Consider the following 13,566-nt stretch of genomic DNA (forward strand, 5'->3'; position numbering starts at 1 on the left):
CTATGAGCAGTAAACAAATCCGTAACATCGCGATCATCGCCCACGTTGACCATGGCAAAACCACCATGGTGGACCAGTTGCTCCGTCAGTCGGGCACCTTTGCCGAGCACGAAAAAGTGGTCGACACCGTGATGGACAACAATGCCATTGAAAAAGAACGTGGCATCACGATTCTGGCCAAGAACTGCGCAGTGAGCTGGGAAGGCACACACATCAATATCGTGGACACCCCCGGACACGCGGACTTCGGTGGCGAAGTGGAACGAGCCCTGTCCATGGTGGACGGTGTGGTGCTGCTCATCGATGCACAGGAAGGGCCCATGCCCCAGACCCGTTTCGTTACCAAGAAGGCTTTGGCCCTGGGTCTCAAGCCCATCGTGGTGGTCAACAAAGTGGACAAGCCCGGTGCCAACCCGGACAAGGTCGTCAATGCAGCGTTCGATCTGTTCGACAAGCTGGGCGCGACTGACGAGCAGCTCGACTTCCCCGTGGTCTATGCCTCCGGTATCAATGGATGGTCTTCCCTGGAAGAGGGCGAGCAGGGTGAGCAATGGGGCCCCGACATGTCGGCCCTGTTCAACACCATTCTCAAGCACGTGCCATCGCAAAGCGGTGATCCGGCCGCACCTCTGCAACTGCAGATCTCGGCGCTGGACTTTTCCACTTTCGTGGGCCGCATCGGCGTAGGCCGCATCAGCCAGGGCACCATCAAACCGAATATGGACGTGCTGGTAATGGAAGGCCCGGACGGCAAGACCGTCAAGGGTCGCATCAACCAAGTCCTGACCTTCCAGGGTCTGGACCGCGTGCAGGCCACTGAAGCCGGTCCCGGCGAAATCGTGCTGATCAACGGTATTGCAGACATCGGTATCGGTGTCACGGTGACAGATCCGACCAACCCCATGCCGTTGCCCATGCTCAAGGTGGACGAGCCCACGCTGACCATGAACTTCTGCGTCAACACCAGCCCGCTGGCAGGCCGCGAAGGCAAGTACGTGACCAGCCGCCAGATCTGGGACCGTCTGCAGAAGGAACTGCAGCACAACGTGGCCCTGCGCGTGAATGAAACCGACGAAGAAGGTATTTTCGAAGTGATGGGTCGCGGTGAACTGCACCTGACCATCCTGCTGGAAAACATGCGCCGCGAAGGCTATGAAATGGCTGTTTCCAAGCCGCGCGTGATGTTCAAGGAAATCGACGGCGAGAAGTACGAGCCTATCGAAATGGTGACCGCCGACATTGAAGAGCAGCACCAGGGCGGCGTGATGCAAGCCCTGGGCGAGCGCAAGGGCGAGCTGGTGAACATGGAGCCGGACGGACGTGGCCGCGTGCGCCTGGAATACCGCATTCCCGCACGTGGACTCATCGGCTTCTCCAACGAATTCCTGAACTTGACACGTGGTTCCGGCCTGATCTCCAACATTTTTGACAGCTACGAGCCGCACAAGGGTGAAATCGGTGGCCGCAAGAACGGCGTGCTGATCTCCATGGACGATGGCGAAATCTTCACCTACGCACTGGGCAAGCTGGATGACCGCGGACGCATGTTCGTGAAGGCCAACGATCCAGTGTACGAAGGCATGATTGTGGGTATCCACAGCCGTGACAACGATCTGGTGGTGAACGCCACCCGCACCAAGCAGCTGACTAACTTCCGCGTATCCGGCAAGGAAGATGCGATCAAGATCACACCGCCGATTGAACTGACGCTGGAATACGGCGTGGAATTCATCGAGGAAGATGAGCTGGTTGAAATCACGCCCAAGTCGGTGCGTCTGCGTAAGCGTCACCTGAAGGAAAGCGACCGCAAGCGCGCCAGCCGCTGATCCATGTCGGCCCTATGAAGCTGCGCCACTCCCAGGCCGTCTTGCTGATGGTGCTGGTGACACTCCTGTGGTCTACCGCAGGGGTGGTCACCCGCCATCTGGAATTCGCACGCAAATTTGAAGTGACCTTCTGGCGCTCTCTGTTTGCATCTATCAGCCTGATGCTGATCCTGCCTTACTTCCAGGGCAGGGCGGTTTTTCGCAAGATTCGGGACGCCGGGGTTGCACTCTGGCTTTCCGGCGTCTGCTGGGCCGTGATGTTCACCGCCTACATGGTGGCGTTCACGCTCACCAGTGTGGGCAACGTTCTGGTCATTCTGGCGGTAGGACCGCTGCTGACTGCCATTGCGGCGCGCATTTTCATTGGTTACCGCGTACCGTTGCGGACCTGGGTCGCGATTCTGGTGGCGGGTGCCGGCATCGCCTACATGTTTGCGTCGCAAGTCGGTTCGGCATCCATCGTGGGCAGCCTGGTGGCACTGACCATCCCCATTGCAGCGGCCGTGAACTGGACTATCAGCCAGCACTCGCATGACCAGGGTCACGACCTGGACCTGGTACCGGCGGTCATGCTGGGCGCCTTTCTGTCGACGGCCTCAACGTGTGTGCTGGCCTTCCCCTTGCAGGCCAGCATGCACGACGTTGTGCTGCTGGGCACATTGGGCGTCTTTCAGTTGGCTGTGCCTTGCGTTCTGTGCATGGTGTGCGCCAGGGTTTTGTCCGCACCTGAAATTTCGCTGTTGCAGTTGTTGGAAGTGATCTTCGGCATCCTGCTGGTATGGGTGGGCGCCAATGAAGCGCCAAGCACCTCGGTCCTGACCGGTGGCGTCCTAGTGATTGGCGCTCTGGTCGCCAACGAGTGGCTGGGCTGGAGGCGCCGCGTTCCGATTTCCTAACGGTTGCGGTCCTTCATGGCGCGCTCCACCTCGCGCTTGCCTTCACGGTCCTTGATGGTGTCGCGCTTGTCGTGTTCGGCCTTGCCCTTGGCCAGCGCCACTTCACACTTGACCTTGCCATTTTTCCAGTGCAGATTGATGGGAACCAGGGTGTAACCCTTTTGCTCCACTTTGCCGATCAGGCGTTTGATTTCTTCCTTGTGCAGCAACAGCTTCTTGGTGCGCACCTTGTCCGGACTCACGTGACTGGACGCCGTGTGCAAGGGGTTGATCTGCAGTCCGATGATGAACAGTTCGCCGTTGCGGATCACCACGTAGCCATCGGTAAGCTGCACCTTGCCTTCACGCAGGGACTTGACTTCCCAGCCTTCCAGCACAATGCCCGCCTCAAAGCGTTCCTCGAAGAAATAGTTGAAGGCGGCCTTTTTGTTATCGGCAATACGGGTAGCAGTTTCGGGTTTTTTGGCCATGGGGAGCAAATAGGGGCGAAGATTGGAAAAGAAAGCTGTGCTCTCAACAATGCACATTCAGGGCTTGTCTACAATCCCGCGCATAACCCCTATTCTATGAAAACTGTTCACAAGTCCGTTTTGATCTGGTACAGCCCGCAGGAAATGTATGTGCTGGTGAATGATGTGGCCCAGTATCCCAAGTTCCTGCCCTGGTGCGACCAAGGTACCGTGCTTGAGCAAGACGCCCATGGGATGTTGGCTGAAATAGGCATTTCGTTCAGCGGTGTGCACCAGAAATTCGTGACCCGCAACACCAACACCGAGTTCAGCCGAATTGAATTGAAGCTGGTGACGGGGCCGTTCTCCAATCTGGATGGCGTATGGGAATTCTCACCCGTAGGAGACGGTTCCCAACGCGCGTGCCGGGTCGATTTGACCTTGAATTACGGCTTTGAAAATGCCACCCTGGGCAGGCTGGTCGGGCCGGTTTTCGACAAGATCGCCTCCACGTTAGTGGAGGCCTTTGTCAAGCGCGCTCAGCAGGTCTATGGCGAGTGAAGCATTGATTTCAGTCGCCGTTTGTTACAGCGCGGCGGCGCGTCAGTTGATCCAAGTCGAAGTGCGAATGCCGCATAACAGCACCGTGGCCGATGCCGTGCGCACCAGCCACCTGCTCGACAATGTTGCCGACGCGGACGTCGATACGCTCGTGACAGGGGTGTGGGGGCGGAAAGTGTCGCCGGACCATCCGCTTCGTGATGGCGACCGTGTGGAGTTGTACAGGCCACTCAAAGTGGACCCCAAAATGGCCCGTCGCGAACGCTTTACGCGGCAAGGTGCACGTGGCACCGGACTGTTTTCCAAGCGCCGCGCCGGAGCAAAGTCAGGGTACTAACCTAACGGCAATCGCTGTCAATGATGCTTTGAATGCGCTTGACTTCTGCGGCGCGTGCCGCGTCGTCCAGAATCTCACGCTCACCGGCTGCATTGGTCTGCGATATGCGAATGCCGGAATCAAAGTTGGCCTTGGCCTGCTTGGCACGGGCACAGTTCTCTACCTTGGCCTTGGCATTGGCTTCTTCGGCAGCCTTGCGCTTGGCGGCATCGGCTTCTGCGGCTTGCTTCTTCTTGGCTTCGAGATCCTTGTCCAGGCCCCCCGTAATCGGCAAACTGGACGCGGCGGGTGCGGGAACGGGTGCCGTGGCATTGCCAACGGCATTCGTGCCAGCATCAGTGACTGCGGCCGCTTTTGCCGCCGTGTTGGGGCGCTTCAAGATGTTCTTTTCCGGAACATCAGAGGGGGGCGCACGGTCGCTGAATACCTTGCGGCCATCCTTGTCCAGCCATTGCCACTGCGCGAGGCAACTGCCACTCAATGCAACGAAAACCAGGCCCAGAAAAACGGAATGTATTCTCATGCGCGCAGTGTAGCCGCCACACACGGAATTTGTCATCCCGAGCGCGGGTACAATCCGTCTTTTGGAGCTTTGACATGCGCCTTCTCGGCAAAGCGCTGACCTTCGACGATGTGTTGTTGGTACCAGCCTTCTCCCAGGTCCTTCCCAAGGACACTTCTCTCGCCACCCGCTTTTCCCGCAATATCGCCCTGAACCTGCCATTGGTTTCCGCCGCCATGGATACGGTGACGGAGGCGCGTCTGGCCATCGCCATTGCGCAGGAAGGCGGCATGGGCATTGTTCACAAGAACCTCACGCCAACGGAACAAGCCGCTCAGGTGGCCAAGGTGAAGCGCTATGAGTCGGGCTTGCTGCGCGACCCGGTCGTCATTACCCCGGACACCACCGTGCGCCAAGTGATGGTGCTGTCCGACCAATTGGGTGTTTCTGGCTTCCCGGTATGCGAAGGAGGCAAGGTGGTGGGCATTGTGACGGGGCGTGACCTGCGCTTCGAGACCCGCTATGACCAGACCGTGCGCGAAATCATGACGCCCCGCGAGCGTCTGGTGACCGTTCCTGATGGAACCACACCCGAGGCCGCGAAGGCGCTGCTCAACAAGTACAAGCTGGAGCGCTTGCTGGTGGTCAACGACGCCTTTGAGCTCAAGGGCCTGATCACCGTCAAGGACATTACCAAGCAGCTCAACTTCCCCAATGCCGCACGCGATGCGACTGGCCGTCTGCGCGTAGGCGCGGCCGTCGGCGTGGGGGAGGGCACTGAGGAGCGCGTGGAACTTCTGGTCAAGGCCGGTGTGGATGCCATCGTGGTGGACACTGCGCACGGCCACAGCAAGGGCGTGATCGAACGCGTGCGCTGGGTCAAGCAGAACTATCCACACGTGGACGTGGTGGGCGGCAACATCGCCACCGGTGCTGCAGCACTGGCCCTGGCCGAAGTGGGCGCCGATGCCGTCAAGGTCGGAATCGGCCCTGGTTCCATCTGCACCACACGTATCGTGGCAGGCGTGGGCGTGCCGCAAATAACGGCCATCGACAACGTTGCAACGGCACTCAAGGGCACTGGCGTGCCGTTGATCGCCGACGGCGGAATCCGCTACAGCGGTGATATTTCCAAGGCCATCGCAGCTGGAGCCAGCACGGTGATGATGGGCGGCATGTTTGCCGGTACCGAAGAAGCCCCCGGAGAAGTCATTCTGTACCAGGGCCGTAGCTACAAGAGTTACCGCGGCATGGGCAGCATTGGCGCCATGCAGCAGGGCAGTGCGGATCGCTACTTCCAGGAGTCCAGCACCGGCAACCCCAACGCCGACAAGCTGGTGCCCGAAGGCATTGAAGGACGCGTGCCCTACAAAGGCTCCATGGTTGCCATCGTGTTCCAGATGGCCGGCGGCGTGCGTGCGAGCATGGGCTACTGTGGCTGCGCCACCATTGCCGACATGCAGGACAAGGCCGAATTTGTGGAGATCACGACCGCAGGCATCCGAGAAAGCCATGTGCACGATGTGCAGATCACCAAGGAAGCGCCTAACTACCGGGCGGAGTGATAGTCACACCCCCGGGCTTGCCCACTGCGTGTGGCCGCTTTCCCCCTTGCAGGGGGCAACACCGGCGGGCTGGCTAAGCCAGTCCCGCGGTGTTTCTGGCTGAATGCACGTGCGCCGGCTGACTTATTTTTCTTACTGTTAGGTAACTGGCCATATGTCCAACCATCAGAAAATCCTCATTCTTGACTTCGGTTCGCAGGTCACGCAGCTGATCGCACGCCGTGTGCGCGAAGCGCATGTGTTTTGCGAAGTGCATCCTTGTGATGTGACCGACGACTGGTTGCGTGCCTATGCGCGGGACGGTTCGCTCAAGGGCATCATCCTGTCGGGCAGCCATGCCAGCGTGTACGAAGAGACCACCGACAAGGCGCCCAAAGCGACCTTTGAGCTGGGTATTCCGGTGCTGGGTATCTGCTACGGCATGCAGACCATGGCGCACCAGTTGGGTGGGATGGTGCAAGGTGGCCACAAGCGCGAATTCGGCCATGCGGACGTGCAGGCCCATGGGCACACTGCGCTGCTCGATGGCATTCAGGACTATGTGTCTGAAGGTGAAAGCATGCTGCAAGTGTGGATGAGCCACGGGGACAAGGTGACCGAGCTGCCGCACGGCTTCAAACTGATGGCCAGTACTCCGAGTTGCCCGATTGCCGGCATGGCCGACGAAGTGCGCCGCTTCTATGGCGTGCAGTTCCATCCTGAAGTAACCCACACCAAGCGCGGAGCGGCCATTCTGGAGCGTTTCGTACTGGACATCTGCAATGTGCGTCCCGACTGGATCATGGGTGACTACATTGCCGAAGCCGTGGCCAAGATCCGTGAACAGGTGGGCGACGAGGAGGTAATTCTCGGCTTGTCGGGTGGCGTGGACTCCAGCGTGGCGGCAGCTCTGATCCACCGAGCCATTGGCGACCAGCTGACCTGCGTCTTTGTGGACCATGGCTTGCTGCGTTTGAACGAGGGCGACATGGTGATGGACATGTTCGTCGGCAAGCTGCACGCAAAGGTTGTGCGTGTGGATGCAGAAGCCCAGTTTCTGGGCCACCTGGCCGGCGTGAGTGACCCAGAGGCCAAGCGCAAGATCATTGGCCGCGAATTCGTGGAAGTGTTCAAGGCCGAAGCAGCCAAGCTCAAGAATGACCAGGCACGCCATGTGGCCTGGCTGGCTCAGGGCACCATCTACCCTGACGTAATCGAATCCGGCGGCGCCAAGAGCAAGAAGGCCGTCACCATCAAGAGCCACCACAACGTGGGTGGCCTGCCCGAGCAACTGGGACTGAAGCTGCTGGAGCCCTTGCGTGAGCTGTTCAAGGATGAAGTGCGTGAACTAGGCGTGGCACTGGGCTTGCCCTACCACATGGTGTACCGCCATCCGTTCCCTGGTCCGGGTCTGGGCGTGCGCATTCTGGGCGAAATCAAGAAGGAATATGCCGACTTGCTGCGTCGCGCCGATGCCATCTTCATCGAAGAGTTGCGCAATTTCGTGGATGAGGCCACTGGCAAGAGCTGGTACGACCTCACCAGCCAAGCCTTTACCGTGTTCCTCCCGGTCAAGAGCGTGGGCGTGATGGGCGACGGCCGCACCTATGACTATGTGGTGGCATTGCGCGCCGTGCAGACCAGTGACTTCATGACGGCTGATTGGGCCGAGCTGCCCTACGCGCTGCTCAAGAAGGTATCCAGCCGCATCATCAACGAAGTGCGTGGCATCAACCGCGTGACCTACGACGTCAGCAGCAAGCCGCCCGCCACTATCGAGTGGGAATAATCCGCAGCGCCTGACACCATGACCGCGTCCCCGACAGCGCAGCCGCAGGATACGGACTTCATGCAGATGGCGCTGCAACTGGCCGCTGAGGCGGCTGCGGCGGGCGAGGTTCCGGTAGGTGCGGTTGTGGTGAAGGATGGCGTGGTCATTGGAACGGGGCGCAATCACCCGATCCAGTCGTCTGATCCCACTGCCCACGCAGAAGTCGCAGCGTTGCGCGCAGCAGCAAGTACCTTGGGCAATTACCGGCTGGACGATTGCACCTTGTATGTGACGCTGGAGCCATGCGCCATGTGCAGCGGGGCCATATTGCATGCGCGGATTGGCCGCGTTGTATTTGGTGCACCCGACAGCAAGACCGGCTGTGCCGGATCGGTGCTGAACCTGTTTGCACAAAGCCAGCTCAACCACCAGACCAGCGTGCAGGGCGGCGTCATGGCCTCCCAAGCAACATCGTTGTTGCAGGCGTTCTTTCGCGACAAGCGATCCCTGCAGCGCCAATTGGCTGAGCCCTTACGTGAGGATGCATTACGCACGCCGGACGGCCGGTTTGACGGTCTACCGTCGTATCCATGGCATCCCCGTTACGTATCCGATTTGCCCTGCCTGGCGGGCTTGCGAATGCACTTCATCGACGAGGGGCCAAGGTCGGGCGCGCGGGTTTGGATGCTGCTCCATCCTGTGCCTGGATGGAGCTATTCCCTGCATGAACAGATTACGAAAGGAATAGGGCAGGGGCTGCGTGTGGTGGCCCCCGACCTGATCGGTTTTGGCAAGAGCGACAAACCCAAGCGTGCGGACTTTCACTCTTTCGACTTTCATGCACAGTCGTTGGTTGAACTGGTGGAGAGGCTGGATTTGACCGGCGTTGATGTTATGGCAACTCCTTCGACACAAGCTCTGGCAAATCGATTCGTGAAACATTTGCCGGGGCGTGTTGGCGACTGCGTCGTGCAGAGCGTGTCAGTACCAGATGTCACATCTGTTGAATACAGTGCGTGGCAGGCACCATATCCCGACGCAGGTCACCGCGCGGGAGAGCGAGCCTGGATTTCCAAGTGACGAGCTAACCGATAATGATCCGGTGAAAAAACATATCTACATCTATTCCCCTTCGGGAGCTGTGCGAGACAAGGCAGCTTTTCGCCGCGGCGTCAAACGTCTCAAGACACTGGGACATGAAGTGGAGGTGGACTCCGATGCGTTGCGCAGCCATATGCGCTTTGCCGGCGACGATGACACGCGCGTGGCGGCCATTCAGCGTGCGGCAGACAGCGGCGCCGATGTGGCGCTGATATCGCGCGGGGGTTATGGGCTGACCCGGATTCTGGATCGCATTCCCTACAAGGCAATTTCCAAAGCGATCAAGGGTGGGACCCACTTCGTTGGCATCAGTGATTTCACTGCGCTGCAATTGGCGCTCCTTAAGAAAACCGGCGCGGTGTCATGGGCTGGGCCTGCCGTATGTGAAGGCTTTGGTGCCGATCCGCTTCCCGATGACATCATGGAAGACTGCTTTCAGGACCTTTTGCTGGGGCAAGGCGAGGGCGCTGGGTGGCGACTGCCTGCAGGGAACCGCCCGGATCAAATTGCAGAATGGGGCTGTAGCAGTGCCACGCTTTGGGGTGGCAACCTGGCGGTACTGGTCTCCCTGTTGGGAACTCCCTACTTTCCCGAGGTCAAGGGCGGTGTCCTGTTCCTGGAAGATGTGGCGGAGCCGCCGTACCGCGTGGAGCGGATGTTGACCCAGTTATTGCACAGCGGTGTGTTGGCCAGGCAGAAAGCCATCGTACTGGGGCAATTTACCGAATACAAGCTGACACCCCATGACAAAGGCTTCAATCTGCGTACAGTCACGCAGTGGTTGACGTCCCAATTGCGAATCCCTGTCCTCAGCAATCTGCCTTTTGGACATGTTCCGACCAAAGTGCTGCTGCCAGTTGGGGCCAAGGTGGATTTGGTGGTGCAAGGGCGCGATGCCCTGATGGCCTGGGGCCATATATGAAGAGGAAAATTGCCCGAATCGTGATGAATGTCGGCCATACGAAGGTATTCCTTCTGCGGCCTGATTCAATGCTCTAAACTCCCAACTTAACCACGTATCGGGATAAACGGGAATGGGTGTTCCAGCCACTGTCGTATTTACGGACCTGCATGGCAGCACAGCCGTGTTCGAGGCCCTAGGCAATGCGCAGGCAACCGAAACCATTACCCAAATCACGGCCTGGATCGTGCGCCATTGTGAGCAATCCAACGGGCGCGTGGTAAAGACTCTAGGCGACGGTGTGCTGGCACTTTTCGCAGATGGTGAGAGTGCTGTGAAGGCGGTAGTTGAACTGCAGCGCGAGCACCACAAGCAGGTTTTGCGCTCACCGCATCAGGCGACTTTGCCCATTCGGATCGGGTTGGCCAGCGGTGATGTGGAAATGGTAGACAACGACTGCTACGGAGACGCCGTGAATGTTGCGTCACGGTTGTGCGACCTGTGCGGCCCCCACCAGATTTGGGCAGATTCCGCTTCGCTTCAACGGGTCAGCGAGGCTCAGGGTGTGACTTTTCGCATGCTGGGCCCCATCAGCGTCCGTGGGCGCGCCGAGCCCGTCAACGTCTACCAGATTGAATGGCGGGAAGAACAAGCCTCTGAATTCCTGACCATGCAAGGTGACATGGATCCCGACGCCGTAGATGGCGCGTCCGACGTACTGGGCCGTGAAATCGAGCTGAAATGGCTGGGCCAGACCAAGCGTTTCCGGTCCTTTGAGCTTCCGGCCCACATCGGCCGTGTGCGCAACGTCGACTTCATGGTCAACGATCCCCGTGTATCACGAACCCACGCCCGACTGGAGTGGAGAAACGGCAGCGTGGTGCTGGTCGATCTCAGCAGCTATGGCAGTTGGATCCGCTTTGCTGGATCCAAAGGCGGTGACGTGTTGCTGCGGCGTGAGGAGTGTGTGCTGCACGGCAGTGGAGAGTTGGCCCTGGGAGCTTCGTTCGCGGATCCCTCCGTACCAACGATTCAGTTCAAGGTCACATGAGCTTCATTGTTCGTATTTATTTATTAACATAATATTGATTGTATGAAATGACGCTTGGAGCTACTTCCGCTAAGGGCTGGAAGCAGTCATTTGATTTGTCTGTCTTTAGCTTCAAAGCAACTTGTTCTCAGCGTAGTGAGGGCCAATAAACAACAGCGCTTGGCGCTCTAAATCTGTCAGACGATAAGCGTCATCCGATTCCGCACTTCTGAATCGGTCATACATACTACGCAGCGCATTATGGTGGTTCTCGGGAAGTGGCGCGATGGAATCAATGGAGCAATTCTCGCCACCAGGCCCGGACAAAGCACATCCGGTGCCAGTATCGAACTGGTATTCGCCACCCCTGCACGCGTCATGAGCGTAGATGATTCCATTTCCAACGGTGACAGTTAAACAGACAATGCTATCCATGTCATTCGAAGAGGCGTGAAAGAAGTCTCCTGCTCGGATATCAGCAATTTTTCTCTCTAATCGGGTCATGAGAAACTCCCCCTAAGCTAGAGCAATCGAAGAATTTTCGTTCACACGTCCACAAACTCAAATTGAAAAATCGTTACCAAAGTGACTTTGATGGGTCAATCTTTTCAAAGGCAGCTTTCGCGGCCAAGCTGCTAACCAAAACGATGACCGAACCAAATTACCAGCGCGGCAACCATCAGGTACAGCAACCAAAAAAATGCCTTGACTAAGGTCTTCTTACTTTTAAATTCCATTATTCAATTTTGGACCATTCAAGCATTAGAACTGCTTTTGTAACAGCTGAACAGCCCCCAAACGGGTTAGCCCCCGCAAAGTCCGGTTTCGCGGCATTGCAGCCGAGACTGTGAGAAACCAAAGCAAAAGCCCTGCTAATAATCCCATTAATTTTGACTTCTATTATGGATAAGATGCACCGCAGAAATTGACTCGCCCAACGACCAATCTAATTGCGCCTCGAGCATACTACGAATCAGCCTCTTTTCATCGCTGGAATAGTCATCAAATCTCGGCTTGAATAAAATCGGATAATCTGATTCCATCTTTTTACACGGCAAGTCCTGATTCCCTGCCCATTGCCAACCCAGCTGCTTACGTGATACCACGTCCCATACAGTTAACACATACGCTGTATATATGCAGCGACGCCCGAATGAAAACATTGACCGTTCATACATACCATAACCCGGCACAACGAAACCAACATTTTCGGAAGCACTTGGATAAATCATTACAACAATATCAAACTTCTGATTTGATGCCATGTCTAATAACGCTTCATTTTGATTAGCCACCAGCTGCGCAACAGATTTTCCATCTATAACAACTTTGGATACTTCGTACTCGCTTCCATTTCTAATTATATTAATAACCGAATTAGAGGCGTAATTATCAATCTTCCAATCAGGAACTTCGGCCTTATAAGAGTTGTTGTTAAAAACTGTAGTCCCAATTGAAACTCCGTTAAATGTTGTTCCAAGCACCGAAGCAACGCCAACTCGTTTGATGTTTAAAAGACTGACGTCATCAACGGGCCCCCTCATTCCTGCGCATGCAGTCAACATTAACGTAAAAAATACAAAAAACAAAAGGCGAACCATTGAAGTCCTTATCGTTAAAATATCAAAAACACACTATTAAATTGCTATTTTCTCTTGATTAAATGAAGCACCATCATATGCTGCAGCGGCACTCGATTCAGATGAGCAGTAGAAAAGCCAAAAATCCACAAGCAGCACAAACTAAACGAAGGGCAGAAATAGACCACTTCCCACAACTTTCGAGATAGTAACCAACTTTATTCTGGAATAATTATCAAACTGAAACATTTTGCTGAAACGTCCGGTTTCGCGGTAATCTTGACACCGGTTGGTAGCAGAGACCATCCCCCATTCGGGTGATTTCACATGATTGCCCATCATGGTTCTTTCATTTCGGCGGTGATGGGCTAGTAATGGACGTTCACCCAATCCACGAGGAAGTCTAGTCGGTAACGAAAACAACCGGTTGCGACTGGCAGTTTTTGTCTATCGTTTGATGCCGTCAGAAGCCATTTAGGCACTGCACCCCATGGGTTCAACCACTTAACTGCGTCCACAAGTCAACGGTTGGAAATAGTTTGGAGTATTCTGAATTATGCTGTTCGGCAAGCGCGTGTAGCGCCATTAGTATTTCAAAAGGGAAACCCTTTCGATTGTCACCACGGTTGTTTTGCAACAAGCCCGTCATATAAGGGCCGAACTCTTTCCGTCCCCAACATTCACTTAACTTTTCTGCAATTGCAGGAAAAGTCTCCATAACGGTCTTAAACTCTTGGTTATCTTCAATATGTGGCAAGAACTGACGAAATTCTTGATCGTGGTCATGCGCAAGTCTATGCAATGACTCCAATACTTCACTCTGGAAACTGCCACCTGAGCTAGTCTGTGCTGAGGCGATAAGATCCTTCATGTAAGTGACAAATTCCTTGCTCCCCCAAAGTCGCTTAATTGCCCCTCCGAACATGGGGTAGGAAGTACTTACCAAAATAAAGTCGGGATTTTCTGCAAGCATATTCACATTCGCAGTTGTATGTTTTTTGAATTCCGGATAGGTACCCGCTTCAATTGCTCGGCCCCAGCCTCCGTGGGGCATTCTGCTCCAAAATT

14 protein-coding genes are annotated in these 13,566 nt (G+C 56.2%); 9 read left to right on the top strand and 5 right to left on the bottom strand.

What is annotated here, in order from left to right; translation table 11 throughout:
• The first annotated feature begins 2 nt into the window (after positions 1–2).
• Both typA and AC1RMF_RS07850 read left to right on the top strand, forming a co-directional pair.
• Positions 3–1,826 carry a translational GTPase TypA gene (gene typA / locus AC1RMF_RS07845; protein WP_493141024.1) on the top strand — a complete coding sequence of 608 codons (1,824 nt, stop codon included), beginning with the start codon at positions 3–5 and terminating at the stop codon, positions 1,824–1,826.
• Between the two features lie 14 nt (positions 1,827–1,840).
• On the top strand, positions 1,841–2,722 hold the full coding sequence (locus tag AC1RMF_RS07850; protein WP_493141025.1) for a DMT family transporter: 882 nt from the start codon (positions 1,841–1,843) through the stop codon (positions 2,720–2,722).
• On the opposite strand, the gene smpB is transcribed toward AC1RMF_RS07850, so the two are convergent.
• A complete protein-coding gene (smpB, locus tag AC1RMF_RS07855) occupies positions 2,719–3,192 on the bottom strand; it encodes an SsrA-binding protein SmpB (protein ID WP_493141026.1) in 474 nt (157 codons plus the stop codon). The two genes, AC1RMF_RS07850 and smpB, sit on opposite strands and share 4 nt — an antisense overlap.
• A 96-nt stretch (positions 3,193–3,288) precedes the next feature.
• Between smpB and AC1RMF_RS07860 the strand changes: the two genes are divergently transcribed.
• A complete protein-coding gene (locus AC1RMF_RS07860) occupies positions 3,289–3,732 on the top strand; it encodes a type II toxin-antitoxin system RatA family toxin (RefSeq protein WP_493141027.1) in 444 nt (147 codons plus the stop codon).
• The gene (locus AC1RMF_RS07865; RefSeq protein WP_342617633.1) at positions 3,722–4,069 is read left to right on the top strand and encodes an RnfH family protein; all 348 of its coding nucleotides are present in this window, start codon (positions 3,722–3,724) and stop codon (positions 4,067–4,069) included. The genes AC1RMF_RS07860 and AC1RMF_RS07865 overlap by 11 nt, the downstream gene beginning before the upstream one ends.
• A gap of 1 nt (position 4,070) precedes the next feature.
• On the opposite strand, the gene AC1RMF_RS07870 is transcribed toward AC1RMF_RS07865, so the two are convergent.
• Complete coding sequence (locus AC1RMF_RS07870) at positions 4,071–4,592, bottom strand: DUF4124 domain-containing protein (protein ID WP_493141028.1); 522 nt, start codon at positions 4,590–4,592, stop codon at positions 4,071–4,073.
• A gap of 74 nt (positions 4,593–4,666) precedes the next feature.
• Between AC1RMF_RS07870 and guaB the strand changes: the two genes are divergently transcribed.
• From guaB to AC1RMF_RS07895, 5 genes are all read left to right on the top strand, one after another.
• Positions 4,667–6,136 carry an IMP dehydrogenase gene (gene guaB / locus AC1RMF_RS07875; protein ID WP_342617635.1) on the top strand — a complete coding sequence of 490 codons (1,470 nt, stop codon included), beginning with the start codon at positions 4,667–4,669 and terminating at the stop codon, positions 6,134–6,136.
• Positions 6,137–6,290: 154 nt separating this feature from the next.
• On the top strand, positions 6,291–7,904 hold the full coding sequence (gene guaA, locus AC1RMF_RS07880) for a glutamine-hydrolyzing GMP synthase (RefSeq protein ID WP_493141029.1): 1,614 nt from the start codon (positions 6,291–6,293) through the stop codon (positions 7,902–7,904).
• Positions 7,905–7,922: 18 nt separating this feature from the next.
• Positions 7,923–8,966, top strand: coding sequence for a tRNA adenosine(34) deaminase TadA (gene tadA, locus AC1RMF_RS07885; protein WP_493141030.1), 1,044 nt, complete (start codon positions 7,923–7,925; stop codon positions 8,964–8,966).
• A 22-nt stretch (positions 8,967–8,988) separates the two neighbouring features.
• The gene (locus AC1RMF_RS07890) at positions 8,989–9,909 is read left to right on the top strand and encodes an LD-carboxypeptidase (RefSeq protein ID WP_493141031.1); all 921 of its coding nucleotides are present in this window, start codon (positions 8,989–8,991) and stop codon (positions 9,907–9,909) included.
• Between the two features lie 112 nt (positions 9,910–10,021).
• Complete coding sequence (locus AC1RMF_RS07895) at positions 10,022–10,939, top strand: adenylate/guanylate cyclase domain-containing protein (RefSeq protein ID WP_493141032.1); 918 nt, start codon at positions 10,022–10,024, stop codon at positions 10,937–10,939.
• Between the two features lie 111 nt (positions 10,940–11,050).
• Here the strand turns inward: AC1RMF_RS07895 and AC1RMF_RS07900 are convergent, their stop codons facing one another.
• From AC1RMF_RS07900 to AC1RMF_RS07910, 3 genes are all read right to left on the bottom strand, one after another.
• Positions 11,051–11,422: a hypothetical protein gene (locus AC1RMF_RS07900; protein WP_493141033.1), complete on the bottom strand. Its 372-nt coding sequence runs from the start codon at positions 11,420–11,422 to the stop codon at positions 11,051–11,053.
• A gap of 380 nt (positions 11,423–11,802) precedes the next feature.
• Positions 11,803–12,519 (bottom strand): hypothetical protein, encoded by a 717-nt coding sequence (locus AC1RMF_RS07905; RefSeq protein WP_493141034.1) that lies wholly within the window; start codon positions 12,517–12,519, stop codon positions 11,803–11,805.
• A gap of 475 nt (positions 12,520–12,994) precedes the next feature.
• Entirely contained in the window at positions 12,995–13,552 is a 558-nt protein-coding gene (locus AC1RMF_RS07910; protein WP_493141035.1) for a hypothetical protein, read from the bottom strand.
• Between the last annotated feature and the right edge of the window lie 14 nt (positions 13,553–13,566).

Source organism: Rhodoferax sp. GW822-FHT04A08, from assembly GCF_058801025.1.

Bases quoted from the DNA above. Each gene is read 5' to 3' on its own strand.
- AC1RMF_RS07850 (WP_493141025.1), top strand. From the start codon at position 1,841: ATGAAGCTGCGCCACTCCCAGGCCGTCTTGCTGATGGTGCTGGTGACA.
- AC1RMF_RS07900 (WP_493141033.1), bottom strand. From the start codon at position 11,422: ATGACCCGATTAGAGAGAAAAATTGCTGATATCCGAGCAGGAGACTTC.
- tadA (WP_493141030.1), top strand. From the start codon at position 7,923: ATGACCGCGTCCCCGACAGCGCAGCCGCAGGATACGGACTTCATGCAG.
- guaB (WP_342617635.1), top strand. From the start codon at position 4,667: ATGCGCCTTCTCGGCAAAGCGCTGACCTTCGACGATGTGTTGTTGGTA.
- AC1RMF_RS07895 (WP_493141032.1), top strand. From the start codon at position 10,022: ATGGGTGTTCCAGCCACTGTCGTATTTACGGACCTGCATGGCAGCACA.
- AC1RMF_RS07910 (WP_493141035.1), bottom strand. From the start codon at position 13,552: ATGCCCCACGGAGGCTGGGGCCGAGCAATTGAAGCGGGTACCTATCCG.
- typA (WP_493141024.1), top strand. From the start codon at position 3: ATGAGCAGTAAACAAATCCGTAACATCGCGATCATCGCCCACGTTGAC.
- AC1RMF_RS07865 (WP_342617633.1), top strand. From the start codon at position 3,722: ATGGCGAGTGAAGCATTGATTTCAGTCGCCGTTTGTTACAGCGCGGCG.
- guaA (WP_493141029.1), top strand. From the start codon at position 6,291: ATGTCCAACCATCAGAAAATCCTCATTCTTGACTTCGGTTCGCAGGTC.
- smpB (WP_493141026.1), bottom strand. From the start codon at position 3,192: ATGGCCAAAAAACCCGAAACTGCTACCCGTATTGCCGATAACAAAAAG.
- AC1RMF_RS07870 (WP_493141028.1), bottom strand. From the start codon at position 4,592: ATGAGAATACATTCCGTTTTTCTGGGCCTGGTTTTCGTTGCATTGAGT.
- AC1RMF_RS07860 (WP_493141027.1), top strand. From the start codon at position 3,289: ATGAAAACTGTTCACAAGTCCGTTTTGATCTGGTACAGCCCGCAGGAA.
- AC1RMF_RS07905 (WP_493141034.1), bottom strand. From the start codon at position 12,519: ATGGTTCGCCTTTTGTTTTTTGTATTTTTTACGTTAATGTTGACTGCA.